The organism is Bacillus sp. BACIII, assembly GCF_057836745.1.
Genome location: NZ_CM174437.1, coordinates 1,778,364 through 1,797,773, shown reverse-complemented (window position 1 = coordinate 1,797,773; position 19,410 = coordinate 1,778,364). Strand labels below are relative to the sequence as shown.

The following is a 19,410-nucleotide window of genomic DNA, read 5'->3' as shown; positions in this document are numbered from 1 at the left end:
ATTGAAAATATGTGCTAGGATAAAATTCAAAGTAGGTCAACTGTTCAAATATGAAACAATCAGGAGTGATAAAACATGAGTAAGCTGAGGAGCCCGAGACAAGCCATCCAAAGAACCCTGATGAAAGGAAAAAACGGCCTGGACGTATACAACCCTTTTCCTTGGTACGAAAAAATGAGACGGGAAAGCCCCATTCAATTTGATGAAGAAACTAAGGTATGGAGTGTGTTTTTATATGATGATGTCAAAAGGGTCATCAGTGATAAAGAGACTTTCTCAAGCCTTATGCCAGACGTGAAAAGCTCGATTGCAAAGTCCATGCTGAATATGGACCCGCCGAAGCATACCCAAATCAGATCGGCCGTCAATCGCGCTTTCACTCCGCGCGTACTGAAGGAATGGGAGCCGAGAATTGAAGACATTACAGAGAATCTGCTGAAACAGGCAAAGAACAAAGGGCGGATTGATATCGTGAAAGATCTTTCCTATCCTTTGCCGGTCACGGTGATTTCAGAATTATTAGGCGTCCCGTCCGAATACATGGAGCAGTTTAAAAAATGGTCGGACATTCTCGTCAGCATGCCGAAAGATGCGAGTCCTGAAGCGGCGGAGAAAAATCAGCAGGAACGTGACCAATGTGAGGCGGAGCTGGCGGCGTTTTTTGCGGAAATCATAGAAAGCAAACGAAAACAGCCCGGCCAAGACATTATTTCTATTTTGATCAAAGAGGAAGAAGAGGGGGAGAAGCTCTCGGCAGAAGACCTGATTCCGTTTTGTAATTTGCTTTTAGTAGCGGGAAATGAAACAACGACTAATCTCATTTCAAATGCGGTTTACAGTATATTAGAGACGCCCGGCCTTTATGAAGAATTGAGGCAGGACCCTTCTCTCATCGCGCAAACGGTGGAGGAAACACTGCGTTTTCGCGCCCCCGCTCCATTTGTCAGAAGGACGGTCCGGCATGATACTGAATTGTGCGGCCGCCGTCTGAAAACCGGGGATATCGTTCTTTGCTATATTGCATCTGCCAACCGTGATGAAAACAAATTTGAGCAGGCTGACGTATTTGATATTCATCGCCGGTCAAATCCGCACCTCTCCTTCGGGTTCGGTGTACACTTCTGCTTAGGAGCTCCGCTTGCCAGACTTGAAGCGGAAGCCGCACTGAAAGGAATTATAAAGTCCTTTCCACACCTGGAGCCCGTCCGGATTGAGCCGATCCGAAAAAGTGTCATGTACGGGCTGGAGTCTTTAGAAGCGGAGATAAACGAAAATAAGGGAGGGGAACAAAGATGAGACAAACACACATCGCCATTATTAATGTGGGCGCTCACGGCCATGTCAATCCCACGCTGCCCGTAGCCGAAGAGCTTGTCAATCGCGGGCACAGAGTGACATTCGCTACGACTGAGGAATTCGAGGCTGCCGTTGCCAAAACGGGTGCCGTTCCTCTTTTATACCGCACAAGCATTAAGGCGGATCCGAAGACGATAAAAGAACGGGTCAATAAAAATGACGCGTTTGTGATGTTTCTGGAAGAAGCGGTTGAAGTGCTTCCGCAGCTGGAAGAGCTGTACAAAGACGACCTTCCCGACATCGTCCTGTTTGATTTTTTAGCGCTTGCCGGAAAGTTATTTGCGGATAATGGCGGCATCCCGGCCGTAAAGTTCTGCCCAAGCTATGCAATGAATGAGTATTTTCAATTAGGAAGAGACGAAGAAACGATGGAAGCCGCCAAACAGGCGATAGAAGAATATCAGGAGAAAATTGAAAATGAACAACTGAAACGGATGACGATGGAAGAGTTTTTCATGCCTGAAAAACTGAATATCGTCTTTATGCCAAGAGCCTTTCAGCCGAAACAGGAAACCTTTGATGAACGGTTTTGTTTTGCCGGTCCGTCCCTTGGGAAACGCACAAATACGGGAAGTTTGGAAATTGATGCGGCTGATGAACGTCCGCTTATGCTCATCTCACTGGGAACTGCGTTTAACGCTTGGCCTGAATTTTACCAAATGTGTATCGATGCGTTTCGGGACTCAGAATGGCGGGTTATTATGTCAGTCGGCACAACAATTGATCCGGACAGTTTTTCGGATGTGCCCGATCACTTTATCATCCGCCAGCATGTTCCGCAGCTTGATGTACTAAAGAAAGCAAAGCTGTTCGTATCTCACGGCGGGATGAATAGTACAATGGAGGCGATGAATGCGGGTGTTCCGCTCGTTGTCGTTCCGCAAATGCACGAACAAGAGGTCACTGCAAAGCGCGTGGATGAATTGGGGCTCGGCGTGCATCTGCCGCCGAAGGAAGTCACTGCGGCGCGTCTCCAAAAAGAGGTTCAGAAAGTTTACGGTGATAAAAACATCCTCAGCCGTGTGAAAAGCATGCAGCAGAAAATAGAAGAAACCGGCGGCGCCAAACAGGCTGTTTGTGCCATTGAAGAATTTCTGAAAGAGGCGTCCGTCGAAAATTGATTGAAAAAACAGGCAGCGCCGGACGGCTGCCTGTTTTGTTATATATTTTTCTTCATGCCGCATCTCCGGCATTCCCGCAAAAATTTTCCGCCCTTCACTGAGCTTTTAAACAGCGTATAGTCGCAATTATCACATCGGCCGCTGTGAACATCAGGATATTCATTGAACTCATAAATGACCGAAGTATCGTAACCTTTTGTTTCGAACTCTTTTTTTGTTTCCATGATTGAAAGTCCCTCCGCGAATCAAATCATTCTGCCCGGTTAATGATACAGCAACTGCACGGGGGATTCAACGGAGCATAGCTTGATTTTCCCGGCTGATTGCGTAACAATAATAGAAATAAATGACGGCCTGCCATGGGGCGCCCGGCATCTGAAGGGAAGAAAAAACAGCGATGGGAAAAGGATTGAAAGGTAAACGGATTGCCATCGGCGGTTCGCGGAAAACAGAAGAGATCACAAGATTAATAGAAAAGCAGGGCGGAACGGCAGTCACCCGTTCCCTCCAAGGAACCGTATACTTGGCGGAGGATCAGATAGAACCTGACGTAAGAACATTTGCTGAGCAAAAAGCCGACTGGGTCATATTCACCACAGGCATCGGGACAGAAACGTTATTGTCCGTATCAGAAAAAATAGGTCTGAAAGAAGAATTTCTAGCGGCCGTACACGAAGCGAAAATCGGCTGCAGAGGCTATAAAACGTATGCGGCCTTAAAAAAGCTCGGCATCACGCCGCATGCCTCTGATGAAGACGGTACAACAAGAGGGCTGATCCGGTCCTTGGAACGGTTTGACTTTAAAGACAAAAAAGTCATGATACAGCTTCATGGCGAAAAAGCGCCCGTTTTAACAGAATTCTTCGAGAAAAACGGAGCGGAGGTATTCCCTGTTCTGCCTTATCAGCATATTCCGCCTGAAAGGGAGACGGTTGATAAACTGCTGGGAGAGCTGTTAAACGGCGAGGTTGACGCCGTATGTTTTACGACAGCCATTCAAGTGCGTTCTCTCTTTGATTATGCAAAAGAAAAAGGGTCCGCTAAAGAACTGCAGCAAGCTTTCGAAAACCATGTTCTTGCCGCCGCAGTCGGCAAAGTGACGGCTGAAGCGATCAAGGATGAAGGGGTGGAGAGGGTCCTTGCTCCGGACATTGAGCGGATGGGAGCGATGATTATTGAATTATCCCGTTACTATGAATCTCTGACCTTGTCATAAACAATCATTCAGCAGGGAAAAGCCTAAGCTTCCCTGCTGAATTTTTTTAATTGCCAGTGTTCCGTGAAAAGGGATGGATACGTTAAGGCGCTGAGTATGATACATGTAAGAAGAGCGGAGGCCATCGTTGTAAATACGATCAACAGCTGAAAGCGCACCGCCTGTATCGGATCAGCCCCCGCTAAAATCTGCCCCGTCATCATGCCGGGAAGCTGAACGAGACCTAATGTTTTCTGGCTTTCCAGTGTCGGTATCATACTGAGTTTCATACTGGACGTCAATATATGGCGGACTGCCTGCTTAGGCGTTCCGCCGAGAGAGAGAATCAGCTGAATTTCTTCCTTCCGCAGATCCGCTTCCGAACTGAGCCGGTTTAAAAACAGGCTTGAAAGCACCATGGAATTTCCGATGACCATGCCGCTTATCGGAATGACATATCTTGAAGTGAACGGAATGATATGAAGAGCCAGTAAAATTCCCTGTGTCACGATTTCCACAATAGCCAGTGTCAGAAAAACGCGCCAAAATGAACCGATCCGCATTTTTTTCCGTTTGGCGACATTATGCGAAGCGGCCGTGAGCATAAGAAGCACCATGAGTAGGATAAACACCGGGTGATCACCGTGGAAAATCAGCGACAGCACATAGCCGATGATGAGCAGCTGAATGACGGCCCTGACGGTTGCGATGATCATATCTTTTTCTACGCCGGCTTTAAAAGATTTAGACAGAAATAAAGCGATAATGACAAATACACTTGTAAATAACAGAGAGAGATAATCCATATCAGCACCCGCTCCCTTGTAAAAGCGCCCGGGCCTTTTCGTGTTTCGGTTCTTTAAAGAACGTTTTCGTTTCCGCGATCTCTAAAAGCCTGCCCTCGGCCATAAACCACACCGTATCGGATATCCGTTCCGCTTGTTCAAGGTTATGAGTGATCCACAGGATCGTCAGCTGTTTTTGCCGATGGAGCTTTGTAATCAGCTTTTCGATGATGAGAACAGATGTGGGGTCCAGAGCCGATGTAATTTCATCGAGAAGCAGGATAGACGGCAGGCTGGCGAGGGTTCTCGCCAACGAGAGCTTCTGCCGCTGTCCGCCGGATAATTCTTTTGCATTCTGATCCAGAAGCCCGTGCGGAAGATCAGTGAAGTCTGCGAGTTCTTCAGGCGTATAGTGCTGCACGCCGTGAAGTTTTTCTGCGAGCAGAAGGTTGTCCCGCACCGTGCCGTCGATGACGGGAGCTGACTGGAATGCAAGGCCCGCGGTTTTTCTGAGCTCTCTGATGTCCCAGCGCCTTATTTCTCTTCCGAATACAAGCACTTCGCCTTCATCAGGTGTATTCATCAGATTGCACAGTGACAGCAGCGTGCTTTTCCCCGCGCCGGACGGCCCTATCAACGCCGTAATAGAGCCTTTTTGGATATGTCCGGTTACCTGGTTGAGGACATCAAAGGACGTATTGTTTTGTTTATAGCGTTTGCCGGCCGACAGAAAAGATATTGCCGGAATTTCTTCTTTCATACAGGATGACACCTTTCGTAAAAAAATCAGGAACCGGTGAGATCGGCTGCCGTTTGTTCCCCCGTTTTCGGGTCTGCCTGCCGGGAAGCGAATGTATGCATGACCATTCCCGCAATAATAATGAACAGTCCGGCAAACGAAAGAAGTGACGGAAACGCTGCGGATAAAAAGATGATCTCGCCGATCAGCGCAAACAGAACCTCTCCGGATTGCGTCGCTTCAACAGCAGCGAGCTTCTGCGGCTCATTCCTCACCATATCGGTGGCGCGGAAAAATAACACTGTCGCGATAACGCCCGAACTGAGCGCGACGATAAAAGATTGAAATGTCTGTCCCATTGACGGAAGCCCGTCTCTGTGCCAGCCGAAAGCGGCGATCAGAAGCCAAAACGGAAGGCTTGCGAGCGTCATGCCGAGCACGCGCTGAAACGTGTCGAGTTTACCGCCGTATTGCTCCAGCATTTTTCGATTGCCGAGCGGATAGGCAAATGCGGCGATGACGACCGGCACAACACTGAATAGTATCGTGCGCCCGGACAGAGAGCCCGCATGCTGAAGCTGAATCAGGCCTGCTCCGATCAGGATGATGACAGAAGTAACCAGCGAAATCAGCGGGATCTTTTGTCTGACGGGAACCGGGCCCGCCGGTGAATCTTTTGTTTCATAGAAAAACGGCGACAGGAGCACACCCGCGACAATTGTAACCTGCCACGTGCCGGCGATCAGCCAGCCCGGCCCGTATGCCGCCGCAAAGGTAATCGGAGCATAAAAAAGCACGAAGCCGGTAAAGCTCCACTTCAGCCAAAAAAACGGTTTTTTCCGGATTTCATGCCAGAGCGGCACCCATTTTCCTTTCGCATAAACGATCAAAAATAAAAACGGAACCATAAAAAGAAAACGCAGTGAAGAGCTCCACATCCAGTTTCCGCCGGAAAGCTCCATCGCCCTGTTTAAAATAAATGTGACTGCAAAAAACAGAGATGCCAATATTCCGAATATGATGGCTTTCATGAAATCCCTCATTTTGACACATATTTTTTTATACTATACTATTCACCGGCAGGCTTCGCAATGGAATATGTGAAAATAGCGTTTTAACAACTGATGAATGGGAAACAGACATATACGGAGGTGAACACAATGCAGAAAGAGGATATTGAAGTTCTTTATTTTGAAGATGACGGCCGCATTCCGAATAACCCGAATCTCCCGCTTGTCATTTATAAAGCGGTATTTAATGAAGAAACGGTACAAAAAGCGGAGTCCGTCCTCCGCCGGCACGATTGGTCGAACAGCTGGAGGGGCGGAGTATTTCCGTATCACCATTTTCACAGCACCACCCACGAAGTTCTCGTCGCGGTAAAAGGAAACGCGGTTTTGAGGTTCGGCGGGGAACAAGGCGCAGACGCCGTTCTTCAAACTGGAGACGCAGCGGTCATTCCGGCCGGCACCGGACATAAAAAACTGTCGGCCAGTTCTGATTTTACCGTGATCGGGGCTTACCCGGGCGGCCGGCAGTACGATACAAAAACGGAGAAAAATGATAGAACTTCAGAAGAAATCAGCCGTGTCCCGCTCCCGGAATATGATCCCTTTACGGGAAAAACGGGCCCGCTTATAAAAATGTGGGAGAAATGACAGGGGAAAAGCGGATGGTCTGTAAAAAAATAGCCTAAAAGAAACGTTATGACACCCCCGCCATATAAATAATTTCATAAACGAAACAATTCACGTTCAAATTTTGTTCAAAAAGTGTTATTATATAAGAGTAATTCAAATTGGGGTTTTTTATGTTTGCTATTTTCAGAGAGGAAAAAGAAATTTTGACTTATTCAATTGTTTTTGTTGATATAAAAATAATACTGAATATGGCAAAGTGAAAAACTGGGTAGTAAACATTTATTTTTGTAACTGATTGTGCACGGATTCACAATCTTGCTTTTTCATGCTTTTCTGCATGAAAGGGGAAAGGCTACCCTTTCCAAAAAAATCAGCACACTGCTTATAGTAAAGGAGAATCGGATATGCCAGAAACAATCGATCAAACAAATGCATCTGTCAGCCAAGGCCAACGCGATCTTATTGATCAGCTGCTAAAACCTGAAGTTCAAGAATCACTGACTGTTTTAGTGGATCAGCTACCAAAACTGACTGAGTTAGTAAATATTTTAACGAAGTCTTATGATTTTGCACAGTCTGTAGCGACAGACGAAGTATTGAAGAGCGATACAGTGGGTGCGCTTACAGAAATTCTTGAGCCTGTGAAAGAAACAGCGAAAGATATTGCGGCTACTGCGATCGAAGCAAAAGACCGCGCGGATGCAAGCAATGACACGATCGGACTTTTCGGCCTGCTGCGCATGCTGAAAGATCCTCAAGCGCAAAAGCTGTTCCGTTTTGCTAACAGCTATCTTGAAATCATGAACGAAAAACAAAAATAATCTCAGATTCAAATTGATATAAAGGACGGAGGATATACGATGTCAAAACATATTGTCATTTTAGGCGCTGGTTACGGCGGAGTTCTTTCTGCTTTAACCGTTCGCAAACATTACAGTAAAGATGAAGCACGCGTAACCGTTGTGAACAAATACCCGACTCACCAAATTATTACGGAACTGCACCGCCTTGCAGCCGGCAACGTGTCTGAACAGGCTGTTGCTATGCCGCTTGAAAAACTTCTTAAAGGAAAAGACGTTGACATTAAAATCGCAGAAGTCAATTCTTTCTCAGTTGATAAAAAAGAAGTCGCCCTTTCTGACGGTTCTAAGCTGTCTTATGACGCGCTTGTTGTCGGACTTGGTTCAGTTACGGCTTATTTCGGCATTCCTGGACTCGAAGAAAACAGCATGGTGCTCAAATCTGCTGCGGATGCCAACAAAGTATACAAACACGTGGAAGACCGTGTGCGTGAATACTCTAAAACGAAAAACGAAGCTGATGCAACAATTCTTATCGGCGGCGGCGGCTTAACAGGCGTTGAGCTTGTCGGTGAGCTTGCTGACATCATGCCGAACCTTACGAAAAAATACGGTGTAGACCATAAAGAAATCAAACTGAAACTAGTTGAAGCAGGTCCGAAAATTCTTCCTGTTCTTCCTGATGATCTTATCGAACGCGCGACAAAAAGTCTTGAAAAACGCGGCGTAGAGTTCTTGACAGGTCTTCCTGTTACAAACGTGGAAGGAAACGTCATTGATCTGAAAGACGGTTCAAAAGTCGTTGCCAACACATTTGTATGGACAGGCGGCGTACAAGGCAACCCGTTAGTCGGCGAATCAGGTCTTGAAGTGAACCGCGGCCGCGCGACTGTTAATGATTTCTTACAATCTACTTCTCACGAAGATGTATTTGTTGTCGGAGACAGCGCAGTATACTTTGCGCCGGACGGCCGTCCATACCCGCCTACAGCGCAAATCGCATGGCAGATGGGTGAACTTGTCGGTTACAACCTGTTCGCTTACTTAGAAGGAAAAACGCTTGAAACATTCAAGCCTGTAAACTCTGGTACGCTTGCAAGTCTCGGACGTAAAGACGCGGTTGCCATCATCGGAGCGAACTCTACTCCGCTGAAAGGTCTTCCGGCATCTTTAATGAAAGAAGCAAGTAACGTACGTTATTTAACACATATCAAAGGATTATTCAGCCTGGCTTACTAATCCTTCAAATGACACTGCTGATTTTCTCGGCAGTGTTTTTTTATCTAAATGTTAACGTGCACAGTCAGCGCCGCGGCTGATGCGCTGAATTTCTGTCTTTCGTCATCAGTGTTTCTTTCAGGCATCAGGCTGATCAATACCGGCTATATCCCGAATACATCTCAGACGAAAGACACGTTTTAGGCTCCTTTTGCTGTGCGCCATGCTGTTATCGGTATGATGGATAAGCTGACAGACAGGCAGCATGCCGAGCCCGTTCAGGACTTACATCATGCAAAACCTCAACTTTAGTGATTTTATGGACTGTCCGTTAATGGTACAATAGAAATAAATGACAGTATACAGGGAGAAAGGAAAACAGATGGTAACCATAAAAGATATCGCAAAACTCGCCAACGTATCCCACACAACGGTATCCCGGGCACTGAACGGCAGCCCCTACATTAAAGAGCATACAAAACAGAAGATATTAAAGCTCGCTTCACAGCTGAATTACACACCGAATGTAAATGCAAAAAGCCTTGCCATGCAAAAGTCCCATACGATCGGACTGTTTTTTACAAGCATCACAAACGGAACTTCACACAGCTTTTTTCCGATACCATCAGAGGAGTAAACCGCACAATCAGTGAGGAATACAATTTGTTCGTCCGCGCGATTGACGACTTGAAAAGCTTTGAAACCATTACGCCCATGAGATATGACGGAATCATCTTAATGAGCCAAAGCGACAGTGATAATTCCTTTATTTATCATATCCGTGAGAAAAACATCCCGCTCGTTGTGCTGAACCGGGACATTGATGACCGGAACATCACGAATATCCTGTCAAACGATAAAGAAGGCGCCAGACAGGCGGTCGACTGCCTGATCGCAAACGGACACAGAGATATCGCGATCATTGAGGGAAAAGAAGGATTCAGGTCAACTTCTCAGCGGAAAGAAGGATATTTGTCATCTTTAATTGATCATTCTATTCCGATTAAGCAAGAATACAGTGTAAAAGGCCGCTACGATATGGAGAGCGGCAGTCAGGCGATGGAAAAACTCTTGGCGCTTCAATCACCGCCTACCGCTGTTTTTTGTTCAAATGATGATATGGCGATCGGAGCGATGAACGCCATTTTCGCCAAAGGTCTGAACGTTCCCGAAGATATATCCGTCATTGGGTTTGATGACATCGGCATTTCACAGTACATGACGCCGAGGCTTTCGACCGTAAAACGCCCGGTTGAAAAAATCAGTATCCTCGGCGCCGAGAAGATTCTGGCGCTTATCGCTGATCCGAATACGGCGGCGGAAAAAATATATGAAAACACTGAGGTGATGATAAGAGATTCAATCAAAAAACTCACATAAACCGCCCGTCTGAATATCCGGGTTTTTTGTACGGAAAAATGTTAACGTGTGCATAAATGCAGCAGGAAGCGGACAGCTTGCGGCAGCTGCATTCAATATCCTGAAAAATTCCTTCAGTTCGGTGAAGGCAATTTCTTGCGGACTTTATCAGTCCGGCAGATCGATTTTTAAGTCCGGTGTGACGTTATAAGGGAAAAGGCGATCCGTGAAAGGGTTGCTTTTTTGTTTTTGAATTGGATTGTGAAAATGGGAAGTCCCGAAAATGCAGGCAGAAGAAAAATGTTACTGCATACTTGATTAAGTTATAATCATGGAATGACACTTTAAAGAGCAATCAATACGGAATGGTTTTTTAATAGAGACATTTTTTTCTGCTGCTATGAACCTCGTAACGTTTCATTTCTGGTAATGAAAATGTCCGGTCGCAATCGTCTTATCTTTTTCCCAGACTAATCGGCATATTTGAAAAAATAGAATGTAAATGGAGGATAATTTGACATGGAGCAGGTTATTTTTTTTGATTTCAATGCTCGCTTTAGGAGTTACACTGGTGACATTTTTCGGAATGATTTTGAATGACGGATTAAGAGGAGTATTAAACGTCTCAAGAAAACCCGTGAAATTTATGGCTGGATCATTTCTGGTATACATTGTTACGTTTGCTGTTTATATTTTAATAAGTGTAAGGTAATAATAGAGGTGCCTCGTTGGGGGTATTTTCCAAATAAAAAAGCGTTCCTGTAAAGGACGCTTTTTTTATATTAATTTTATTCCGCTGATCAAAATAATCGCCGCCATCACAAACTGCAGCGGGCGCGGAGAAAATTTCGGCGAAAAGAAGCTGCCGAGGAGCACACCCGGTACGGAGCCGAGCAGAAGATTCAATACGAGCAGATAATCGACGCTGCCGAAGCTTGCGTTTAACAGACCTGCGGCCGTTACGAGCAGAAAGGCATGTGCGATATCTGTTCCCACCACTTCTGCAGTTTTCATTCTGAACAGGTACAGCATAGCGATCGCGAATAATGAGCCGGACCCGATAGATGTCAAGCCGACGATGAAACCGAAAATGACGCCGATCAGTATCATAAGTGTCCGTTTTTCTTCAAGCGTTTTTTGCTGCCAGCGGTTCGGCCGCAGTTTTTTATCGAAAAAAAGGCGGGCGATAATGGAAATGGCGACAAGAGTCAGCACGTAGCCGAGCGCCTGTTTGATAATCTGCTCCTGATGCTGGTGAAAAGCGGGAAACAGGTGAAGAATGCCGATGGCGGCTGTTGCGCTGGGAATACTTCCGAGCGCCAAGTAGCCGACAAGTTTAAAATGAACGGTGCGCTGCTTCCAATGAGAAACGACACCGAACAGTTTGGTGATAGAGTTATATAAAAGGTCCGTGCCGACGGCAATTGACGGGTTGATTCCCAAAACGATCAGTAAAGGAGTCAAAAGCGCCGCTCCTCCCACACCCGTCAATCCGACCAGCGTTCCGACAATGAACCCCATAAACACAATGCTTACAGTCATCTGTGTGCCTCCTGAATAATCCTACTATTTTTATCAGATTATATATGATTAAGGGGCGATTATCAATTAAATTTTCGGAAAATTTTATACAGAACAAAAAAATCCGCCGGCCTGCTGTTATTTCGCAGACCGGCGGATGGCCGGATTATGATTTTTGCTGATAAAACGGAAGTTCCGTGTGGCCCATTTCTCTTACATACACGAAAAGATTGCCTTTATGATGAATTTCATGTTCCATGGCAAGCTGAAGGAGAGCGGAGCCGGTAATTTTTCTGCCGAAAGAGGCAGTCAGGTCAATTTCGCGGTTCAGCTGCTCTTCAGTCAGCTGTGACAGGATGTCTGTCGTTTTTTCAGTACATGCTTCCGCCAGTTTGACGAGGTCTGTTTCCGCTTCTTCTTTCGGCTTGTTCTGGATGGCTGATCCGTCTCCGTCCTTAATGACGTTTGCAAACATGAGAAAAGAATAAACGATGTGTTTTACAAGTTCCTGAGCGGACATTGATGTCTCTGCCGGCTTGTAATCGTAATGTTCGCGGCTGATTTTTTCCGCCAGCTCAATCGTCACGTTTCGATGTGACAGAAAGTGGCTGACCAATTGATTTTGTGCTGTCATGTGAAAACCCCCATTTGATCAAGAATTAAAATGATGCAAGGATATGCTATATCAACGGCACGGAAGAAACAAGCAATAAGCTCTTGATGAAGATAAATCGTTGCGGATTTCCGAAATTCGACAATTGCGGTCTTTTTGCGTTCTTCTTTTTCTAGCAAATATGATAAAATATGACATATCTCGGTCATTCCAAAAGGGGGGATTAATTGAGGATGAAGCAGACTATTCCGTCCTCTTTTGTCGGGCTCAAAATTAATGAATGGTATACCCATATCCGGCAGTTTCACGTCCTTGAGGCGGAGCGCGTCAAACGTGAAGTAGAGAGAGAGATCGAGGATATGGAAGAAGATCAGGATCTGCTGCTGTATTATTCATTAATGGAATTCAGACACCGCGTCATGCTGGATTACATTAAGCCCTTAAAGGAGGACCCTTCTCAGCCTGAGTTTTCAGAATTATTGGAAGACATTGAAGGCAGCCAGTATAAGCTGACAGGACTGCTTGATTACTATTTTAATTTTTTTCGAGGAATGTATGAATTTAAACAGAAGATGTTCCTAAACGCCATGATGTATTACAAACGGGCTGAAAAAAACCTTGCACTCGTTTCTGATGACATCGAGAAAGCTGAGTTTGCTTTTAAAATGGCCGAGATATTTTACAACCTGAAACAAACCTACGTCTCCATGAGTTATGCCGTACAAGCCCTTGAAACGTACCAATCGTATGAGACGTACAACGTCCGCAGAATCCAATGTGAATTCGTTATTGCAGGGAATTATGATGACATGCAGTATCCAGAAAGAGCATTGCCCCACTTAGAACTTGCTTTAGATCTTGCGAAACAAGAAGGCAATCCCCGTCTTATTAGTTCAGCCTTATATAATCTCGGAAACTGCTATGAAAAAATGGGAGACCTCTCTAAAGCAGCCGAATATTTTGAGACATCCGTTTCCATTTGCAAGTCAGAAAAGTTCGATAATCTTCCGCATTCTATTTACTCATTAACACAGGTCCTTTATAAACAGAACACCACTGCCGAAGCAGAGAAGCAATACCGCCTCGGGCTTAGTATCGCCCGCGAATACAATGATGAATTGTTTGTCAAGCTGTTTCAATTTTTACATGCGTTATACGGCAAGATGGATAACGCATGCGTCAGGCACACCTTTGAGTTTCTGGAGGAGCACATGCTGTATCCGTATGTTGAAGAATTGGCGCATGACGCAGCTAAATTTTACATGGAGCACGGACAGCCTGAAAAAGCGCTCACGTTTTATGAAAAAATGGTGCACGCCCAAAAACAAATCCAGAGAGGAGATTGTCTATATGAAATCTAAACTGTTGTCAGGATTGCTGCTTGTTGCTGTCGGGTTCAGCTTTACACAGGGAATCGGCCATGAAAGCCATTTGGAAAACCAAGCGGACGGCACATTTCATATTGCCGCGCGCAACCAAACATAAGTAAAGACCCTTCTTAGGAAGGGTCTTTTTTTTGCCTAAGCGCAAACATTCCACTTTTATCCGATTGCGGGGGTCTATATACTCAAGGCGTCTGTCCTACGAATGCCACCTATTTATGAAAAAGGCATAAGGAGAGATGAAGAGTGGGGATTGAAGTGAAAAAACGGCTCGTATCGGCTGATAAATATGCGTTAAAATGTCCGAACCCAATGACGCCGGAGTATATTACCATCCATAACACGGCAAACGACGCATCCGCCGCCAATGAAATCAGCTATATGACGGGGAACAGCGAATCAACGAGTTATCATTTTGCAGTCGATGACAAAGAAGTGATTCAGGGCATTCCGCTGGATCGGAATGCCTGGCATTCGGGAGACGGCACAAACGGCACCGGAAACCGGAAGTCGATTGCTATCGAAATCTGTTACAGCAAGTCAGGCGGCGAACGGTACAGAGCCGCAGAAGAACTGGCGATTGAGTTTGCCGCTCAGCTTCTGAAGGAGCGGGGATGGGGGATTGACAGAATCAGAAAGCACCAGGACTGGAACGGAAAGTACTGCCCGCACCGCATTTTGTCTGAAGGCCGCTGGGATGAAGTGAAGGCGAAAATTGAAAAGAAATTAAACGGCAGTATGCCGGCGAAAAAGGCCGCCGTTTCTTCTTCGGTATCTGAATACCATGTGAAAAAAGGCGACACCTTGTCGGAGATTGCCGCAACACACGGTGTCAGTGTAAAATCGCTGCAAAGTTTAAACCATATCACCGACCCGAATCTCATTACAGTCGGGCAGGTGATCAAGCTGTCTCAGACGGGATCTTCCTCGAAAAGTCAGGCTGCGTCTTCCTATCCGCTCCCGTCCGGAGTGATTAAAGTGACAAACCCGCTGACGAAAGGGACAAACGTGAAACAAGTGCAAAGCGCTTTATCCGCCCTTTATTTTTATCCTGATAAAGGCGCAAAACATCACGGGGCTGACGGCGTTTACGGCCCGAAAACGGCAAATGCCGTAAAACGTTTTCAATCCGTCAGCGGATTAACGGCAGACGGAATTTACGGCCCGAAAACGAAGGCAAAAATCGAGGAAAAGCTGTAATCAATAAAACGGAAGCTCCCCGGGCTTCCGTTTTTTTTACATACAAACTGCGGCAAGAGCCTTTTGAATATCATAAATGCTTTCATCTTTTTTAAACTGCTTTGAGACAGCGGGAATTTCCGCGCTGGAAATCCAAATTTTCAGCTCTGAATCTAAGTCAAAGCGGCCGGCGGTTTCTACGCTGAATATGGAAATGCTTTTGTACGGAATGGATTGAATCTCTGTTTTCTTACCCGTAAGTCCCTGTTTATCAACAAGAATAAGACGCTTATCCGTAAAGACAATGATATCGCGGACGAGTTTAAACGCGGCGTTGACATTCTCACCTTCCAGCAGAATACGGGCCAGTTCTTCTTTTGCTTCAGCCGTCGATATTGTCGACGCATTACCCAGCAATCCATTGATAAACCCCATGACATATCCCTCCTGATACGTATTCTTTCAAATCATACGATAAAAAGGTTTTCATTCCTAGATGAGTAGAGTAAACTGGTGCTGACTGAAAAAGGAGAGCATGTTAAACATGAAAGATCGATATGACAGCTTCGCAGCTCTTTGTGCTGCTGAATCGGAATACAGAATTATCTATGAAGAAAATGATGGAAGTGAACGTATCGTCCTCGCACCCCACGGCGGCAGAATTGAGCCCGGTGTCAGTGAACTGGTGCGGGCATTTTCTGACGAAAGCTCAATTTACTTATTTGAAGGCACAAAGCAGTGCGGCAACCGCTCCCTCCACTTGACAAGCACACGCTTTGATGAACCGCTGGCTTTAGAAAAAGTGACCGCTCATCATTATGCATTGGCTTTTCATGGGTACCATGATCGGGAAACGGCAAATACACTCGTCGGGGGCGCGGATCTGGAAAAAGCCAGACTGATTTGTGATCTGCTGCGTGAAGTGGGTTTTAGCGCCGAGCTGACGGACATGAACGACCGGCTGGCAGGTGTAAACCCCGGGAATATTGTGAATCGGACAAAAAGGAAAATGGGGCTGCAATTGGAAGTAAGCACGGCACAGAGAAATGCGCTGTTCAGCAATTTTGGCTGCCGGGGAGAAGAATACACGCCAACGGATCTGTTTTTTCGGTATGTAGATGCCGTCAAACTCGGTTTTTATGATAAATGAACAGGGTTCACAGGGTCTGTGGGGAGCAAGAAGTGCTTGGCTGGCAGCACGGTGAGAACAGCTTCATGATGCAAGAACCTTTCCTCCGATGTCAACATGATGACATTCTGCCGGCTGCGTTTTAAGCCGGCAGAGAATCGCTAATTTTCAATAAAATACGGCGATTGTTCTTCAGCGGCATGCAAGTGTGTCTGCCTGCCTTCGTAATACACATTCGGCCGCTTGTCGGATAGCAGACAAGTGAGCCGCTTCTGAAATTGAATACCTGCTTTACGCCGTTCAAACAGCTCAAGCCTTTTTTCCGCAAATGACGCCGTCACCCGGAAAGCGGCTGCGATTAAAATGACGGCGTGGTTCCTCCGCTGGGGAAGCTCCATGTTTAACAGCATAAAGGTCGGTACACAGAAGTGGTACATAAAATGGTTGGCCTGGAATTCCTGCAGTTCCCTGAACAGCTTGTTCATGTAAAAGTGGTTCCCGGTATGCTTCAGCACATGGCACAGTTCGTGTGCAAAATCCTCCCATTGTTCCTCGGGTGACTTTCTTTGGTTCAGGACGATGCTGTACATGCCGTCCCGCTTCAGCATCATGCTGTGCGTATCTTCAAAATGAATCCAAATGTCAAGCTCCTTGGCAATCGTTTGCATATCAATATGGAGGGGGGCGGTCATTCCCATGCGGCAATATAAGTTTTTGACGTATTCCTCAAGATGTGTTAAAAAATCGCCCAATTGAATACACCCTTTCGAACATATGTTCTTTTTTAAGCGAGAAAGAAAAGCCCTGATCGGACTTTGAATCAATTCCCTTTTCTTTCAAAAATAAACATTCAGATATTATATCGGCTGAACGTTAAGCATTTTAAAGAAAAGAGCGAATTATTTATGTTTCGGCTTGCGGTTTTTCTCTTTTTCTTTTAAATAATTAATGAATTCAATGGCCTGCTGTTTGCTTTCCGGTGAAAAGTCCTGCATGTCCCGATATGCGATCTGCAGGTCGGGATCGGCAAACATGTCTTCATCTGAAGGTTCTTTTCCGGTTAACAAATAATCCGTCGACACTTTGAAATAATCCGCAAGCTTTTGCAGCGTTTCATAATCGGGTTCAGATCGGCCGTTTTCATAATGAGAATATCTGGCGCGCGAGACACCGATATGATTTGCGACTTCTTCCTGCGTTTTTTTTCCTCTGAGACTTTTCAATCTTCCGCCTATCATCCGAACGACCTCTCTTTTTTCAACACCCTAAGTTACTTATCATTATAGATACAAAATGTATCAAAATAAAGAGATGATAAAAAAAGTATCAAAAAGGTCTTGATGATACGAAAAGTATCGTTTATAATCAACATCACAGGGATACAAAATGTATCGAAAAGTGATAAGAAATTGATCAGGAGGGTGAGAGATGCATCCGATTATCATCCGTTTCAGCAGCAATCCGGCTGACCAAAGAAGTTTAGGAAAAGCAGGCGGGTCGATATCTTTTACCGCTTGCGGACTTCCGGTGTTCCGATTTGATAACCGATTGCAGTATGAACACTATATAAGTTTGAAGAAAAACGGAGATGTCCGTTATGAATCGTAAAAGCTACCCGTTTTTTATCTATTCCGGATTATTGAATTCTGAACATTATGACAAAATAGGTTCCGCTTTATGGCTGTTTTTATGGCTCATCAGTTCAACGACAAAGGAACACGTAAAAGACGGCGTCAAGTGGGGGCTCGTCCTCGGACATAAGCCAATAAAAGCCAGAGAAATGGCCGATATATTCGCAGTCAGTGAAAAAACCGTCAGGCGGTGGCTCGAGAGCTTGGAACAGCATGAGTATATCAAAACCGTCCGCGCGCCTTACGGACTTATCATGTCCGTAAAACACTCGAAAAGATTTTCGCAAAAAGGGACATTGACCCGCCCGGAAGCAACTGACCGGACAATATCGGCAGATCACCGGGACAAAAATGTCCGGAGAGAAATAGATATAACAAAAAATCATACTGCTGAAGAAGCGATTAACGACATTGCCGCCCATTTTATCAGATTAAGGTCTGCACAGGAGGGGCGGAGTGTTTACCCGTCGCCAAGAGATTATCAGGCCATCGCCCGTATTGTTTCCCTCGGCGCGTCAGCACAAGAAGCAATCAAATGGCTCGGCGAATGCTTTACCGCTTTTGAACAGCGGCGCACCTCTTCAGCTGAAACGATCAAGGCTTTCAGCTATTGCGCTAAGTTTATGGAAGACCGCTTGAATGCACGAATTGCGGGAAGGACAATCACAACAAAAAAAGAGAGGAATACGATACATGACAAAACGAACGATCGAGCAGATACTGGCCGACCTGAAAAACGGAAAACGTCCATTACTGGCGGACAGACCGGAAGAATCAGACGAAAGCCGCTTTGACTGTCCGCTCTGTAAAGATCAGGGCGGTTATCTCGAAAAACAGCTCGGCATGGATGTGTGGGTTAAGTGCCGCTGCGCCGCAGAACGAAAAGCAGAGCGCATCCTCAGCGCAAGTGAGATTACAGGCGCTTTTCGGAAGCTGGATTTCAAAGGATTTATTACGCAGGGCAAGCCTCAGGCGATCGTTGACGCATATGAATGCGCCCTTGAATTTGCTGACAACTTCGACAAGATTAAAAACTGCCGGAAAAACAGCATTGCCTTATTAGGGCGTCCGGGATCGGGGAAAACCCACCTTCTGACTGCTCTCAGCAATCATGTCATGAGACAGAAGCAGACACCGGTGCTGTATTTTCCTTTTGTGGAGGGATTTACAGATTTAAAAAATGATTTTGATCTGCTCGATACAAAACTGACCCGTATGAAACGGGCGGATGTGCTTTTTATTGACGACCTGTTCAAACCGCTGCACGGAAAACCTCGGGCGACCGATTGGCAGATTGAACAAATGTACGCCGTCGTGAATTACCGCTATTTAAATCATAAACCGCTTCTTATCTCGAGTGAGCTGGCGTGTGACGAGCTGGTGCAGGTTGATGAAGCATTGGGCACAAGAATATATGAGATGTGCAGCGATTATTTAGTCATCATTAATGGAAACCCATACGAAGTCAACCACAGATTAGAGGGGGCGAGATAATGTGTAAACTGTGCGGGCCAAAGAGGGTCGTTGTGACGGAAACAAGTTTCGGCGCTGTCTTTCACCCTTGCCCGAACTGCAAAACAGGAACTGATTTAACGCCGGTCATTAAACGTCTTGAGCGAATGGTTCAAGACGCAAAAGCGAGGCTTGATGCACGTGTATAAATATATCAAATGGCTTTTTTGCCTGCTGTTCAGGGCGAAACGGATCGAAAAGCAAATTGAAGCATGGCATGAGGCTGATGG

23 protein-coding genes and 1 pseudogene are annotated in these 19,410 nt (G+C 45.8%); 15 read left to right on the top strand and 9 right to left on the bottom strand.

What is annotated here, in order from left to right; genetic code table 11:
• The first annotated feature begins 75 nt into the window (after positions 1-75).
• Together ACXN9U_RS08475 and ACXN9U_RS08470 are read left to right on the top strand one after the other, a co-directional pair.
• Entirely contained in the window at positions 76-1,296 is a 1,221-nt protein-coding gene (locus ACXN9U_RS08475) for a cytochrome P450 (protein WP_489202420.1), read from the top strand.
• Positions 1,293-2,477, top strand: a complete 1,185-nt coding sequence (locus ACXN9U_RS08470; protein ID WP_489202419.1) for a macrolide family glycosyltransferase — start codon at positions 1,293-1,295, stop codon at positions 2,475-2,477. The genes ACXN9U_RS08475 and ACXN9U_RS08470 overlap by 4 nt, the downstream gene beginning before the upstream one ends.
• 38 nt (positions 2,478-2,515) lie before the next feature.
• Here the strand turns inward: ACXN9U_RS08470 and ACXN9U_RS08465 are convergent, their stop codons facing one another.
• Positions 2,516-2,701, bottom strand: coding sequence for a DUF8096 family protein (locus ACXN9U_RS08465; RefSeq protein ID WP_003154919.1), 186 nt, complete (start codon positions 2,699-2,701; stop codon positions 2,516-2,518).
• 173 nt (positions 2,702-2,874) lie between these two features.
• Here ACXN9U_RS08465 and ACXN9U_RS08460 point away from each other — a divergent pair, with 173 nt between their 5' ends.
• Positions 2,875-3,693, top strand: a complete 819-nt coding sequence (locus ACXN9U_RS08460) for a uroporphyrinogen-III synthase (protein WP_060963030.1) — start codon at positions 2,875-2,877, stop codon at positions 3,691-3,693.
• A 23-nt stretch (positions 3,694-3,716) separates the two neighbouring features.
• On the opposite strand, the gene ACXN9U_RS08455 is transcribed toward ACXN9U_RS08460, so the two are convergent.
• Genes ACXN9U_RS08455 through ACXN9U_RS08445 form a run of 3 tightly spaced genes read right to left on the bottom strand, consistent with a single transcriptional unit; the run spans position 3,717 to position 6,227 of the window.
• Entirely contained in the window at positions 3,717-4,478 is a 762-nt protein-coding gene (locus tag ACXN9U_RS08455) for an ABC transporter permease (RefSeq protein ID WP_049628300.1), read from the bottom strand.
• Between the two features lies 1 nt (position 4,479).
• Complete coding sequence (locus ACXN9U_RS08450; protein WP_060963029.1) at positions 4,480-5,217, bottom strand: ABC transporter ATP-binding protein; 738 nt, start codon at positions 5,215-5,217, stop codon at positions 4,480-4,482.
• A gap of 26 nt (positions 5,218-5,243) precedes the next feature.
• Positions 5,244-6,227, bottom strand: coding sequence for a DMT family transporter (locus ACXN9U_RS08445; RefSeq protein ID WP_060963028.1), 984 nt, complete (start codon positions 6,225-6,227; stop codon positions 5,244-5,246).
• 129 nt (positions 6,228-6,356) lie between these two features.
• Between ACXN9U_RS08445 and ACXN9U_RS08440 the strand changes: the two genes are divergently transcribed.
• From ACXN9U_RS08440 to ACXN9U_RS08425, 4 genes and pseudogenes are all read left to right on the top strand, one after another.
• A complete protein-coding gene (locus ACXN9U_RS08440; protein WP_060963027.1) occupies positions 6,357-6,854 on the top strand; it encodes a cupin domain-containing protein in 498 nt (165 codons plus the stop codon).
• Between the two features lie 386 nt (positions 6,855-7,240).
• Positions 7,241-7,657, top strand: a complete 417-nt coding sequence (locus tag ACXN9U_RS08435; RefSeq protein ID WP_016936474.1) for a helical membrane plugin domain-containing protein — start codon at positions 7,241-7,243, stop codon at positions 7,655-7,657.
• A 39-nt stretch (positions 7,658-7,696) separates the two neighbouring features.
• Positions 7,697-8,875 carry an NAD(P)/FAD-dependent oxidoreductase gene (locus ACXN9U_RS08430; RefSeq protein ID WP_060963026.1) on the top strand — a complete coding sequence of 393 codons (1,179 nt, stop codon included), beginning with the start codon at positions 7,697-7,699 and terminating at the stop codon, positions 8,873-8,875.
• 361 nt (positions 8,876-9,236) lie between these two features.
• Positions 9,237-10,234 (top strand): annotated as a pseudogene (locus ACXN9U_RS08425) (LacI family DNA-binding transcriptional regulator).
• Between the two features lie 756 nt (positions 10,235-10,990).
• Here ACXN9U_RS08425 and ACXN9U_RS08420 read toward each other — a convergent pair.
• Together ACXN9U_RS08420 and ACXN9U_RS08415 are read right to left on the bottom strand one after the other, a co-directional pair.
• Entirely contained in the window at positions 10,991-11,755 is a 765-nt protein-coding gene (locus tag ACXN9U_RS08420; protein WP_047475431.1) for a sulfite exporter TauE/SafE family protein, read from the bottom strand.
• A gap of 145 nt (positions 11,756-11,900) precedes the next feature.
• Complete coding sequence (locus ACXN9U_RS08415; protein WP_016936470.1) at positions 11,901-12,368, bottom strand: DinB family protein; 468 nt, start codon at positions 12,366-12,368, stop codon at positions 11,901-11,903.
• A gap of 206 nt (positions 12,369-12,574) precedes the next feature.
• On the opposite strand from ACXN9U_RS08415, the gene ACXN9U_RS08410 reads away from it, so the two are divergent.
• The 3 genes from ACXN9U_RS08410 (at position 12,575) to ACXN9U_RS08400 (ending at position 14,929) form a co-directional block, all read left to right on the top strand.
• Positions 12,575-13,708, top strand: a complete 1,134-nt coding sequence (locus ACXN9U_RS08410) for a Rap family tetratricopeptide repeat protein (RefSeq protein WP_095240872.1) — start codon at positions 12,575-12,577, stop codon at positions 13,706-13,708.
• Positions 13,698-13,832, top strand: a complete 135-nt coding sequence (locus tag ACXN9U_RS08405; RefSeq protein ID WP_016936467.1) for a PhrA family phosphatase inhibitor — start codon at positions 13,698-13,700, stop codon at positions 13,830-13,832. The genes ACXN9U_RS08410 and ACXN9U_RS08405 overlap by 11 nt, the downstream gene beginning before the upstream one ends.
• Positions 13,833-13,975: 143 nt before the next feature.
• Positions 13,976-14,929: an N-acetylmuramoyl-L-alanine amidase gene (locus tag ACXN9U_RS08400; protein WP_060963023.1), complete on the top strand. Its 954-nt coding sequence runs from the start codon at positions 13,976-13,978 to the stop codon at positions 14,927-14,929.
• A 36-nt stretch (positions 14,930-14,965) separates the two neighbouring features.
• On the opposite strand, the gene ACXN9U_RS08395 is transcribed toward ACXN9U_RS08400, so the two are convergent.
• Complete coding sequence (locus tag ACXN9U_RS08395) at positions 14,966-15,343, bottom strand: PH domain-containing protein (RefSeq protein ID WP_060963022.1); 378 nt, start codon at positions 15,341-15,343, stop codon at positions 14,966-14,968.
• A gap of 109 nt (positions 15,344-15,452) precedes the next feature.
• On the opposite strand from ACXN9U_RS08395, the gene ACXN9U_RS08390 reads away from it, so the two are divergent.
• Complete coding sequence (locus tag ACXN9U_RS08390; RefSeq protein ID WP_060963021.1) at positions 15,453-16,058, top strand: poly-gamma-glutamate hydrolase family protein; 606 nt, start codon at positions 15,453-15,455, stop codon at positions 16,056-16,058.
• Positions 16,059-16,198: 140 nt separating this feature from the next.
• On the opposite strand, the gene ACXN9U_RS08385 is transcribed toward ACXN9U_RS08390, so the two are convergent.
• Together ACXN9U_RS08385 and xre are read right to left on the bottom strand one after the other, a co-directional pair.
• Positions 16,199-16,789, bottom strand: a complete 591-nt coding sequence (locus ACXN9U_RS08385; RefSeq protein ID WP_060963020.1) for an ImmA/IrrE family metallo-endopeptidase — start codon at positions 16,787-16,789, stop codon at positions 16,199-16,201.
• Between the two features lie 147 nt (positions 16,790-16,936).
• The gene (gene xre, locus ACXN9U_RS08380; RefSeq protein WP_060963019.1) at positions 16,937-17,275 is read right to left on the bottom strand and encodes an HTH-type transcriptional regulator Xre; all 339 of its coding nucleotides are present in this window, start codon (positions 17,273-17,275) and stop codon (positions 16,937-16,939) included.
• A gap of 190 nt (positions 17,276-17,465) precedes the next feature.
• Between xre and ACXN9U_RS08375 the strand changes: the two genes are divergently transcribed.
• From ACXN9U_RS08375 to ACXN9U_RS08360, 4 genes are read left to right on the top strand one after another with little or no spacing between them, the layout of a single operon-like run.
• Positions 17,466-17,645, top strand: coding sequence for a hypothetical protein (locus ACXN9U_RS08375; RefSeq protein ID WP_047475424.1), 180 nt, complete (start codon positions 17,466-17,468; stop codon positions 17,643-17,645).
• A complete protein-coding gene (locus ACXN9U_RS08370) occupies positions 17,635-18,462 on the top strand; it encodes a hypothetical protein (protein ID WP_060963018.1) in 828 nt (275 codons plus the stop codon). Before ACXN9U_RS08375 ends, ACXN9U_RS08370 begins: the two co-directional genes overlap by 11 nt.
• Positions 18,362-19,162, top strand: coding sequence for an ATP-binding protein (locus ACXN9U_RS08365; protein WP_060963017.1), 801 nt, complete (start codon positions 18,362-18,364; stop codon positions 19,160-19,162). Before ACXN9U_RS08370 ends, ACXN9U_RS08365 begins: the two co-directional genes overlap by 101 nt.
• A complete protein-coding gene (locus tag ACXN9U_RS08360) occupies positions 19,162-19,329 on the top strand; it encodes a hypothetical protein (RefSeq protein WP_095240868.1) in 168 nt (55 codons plus the stop codon). Before ACXN9U_RS08365 ends, ACXN9U_RS08360 begins: the two co-directional genes overlap by 1 nt.
• The last annotated feature ends 81 nt before the right edge of the window (positions 19,330-19,410 follow it).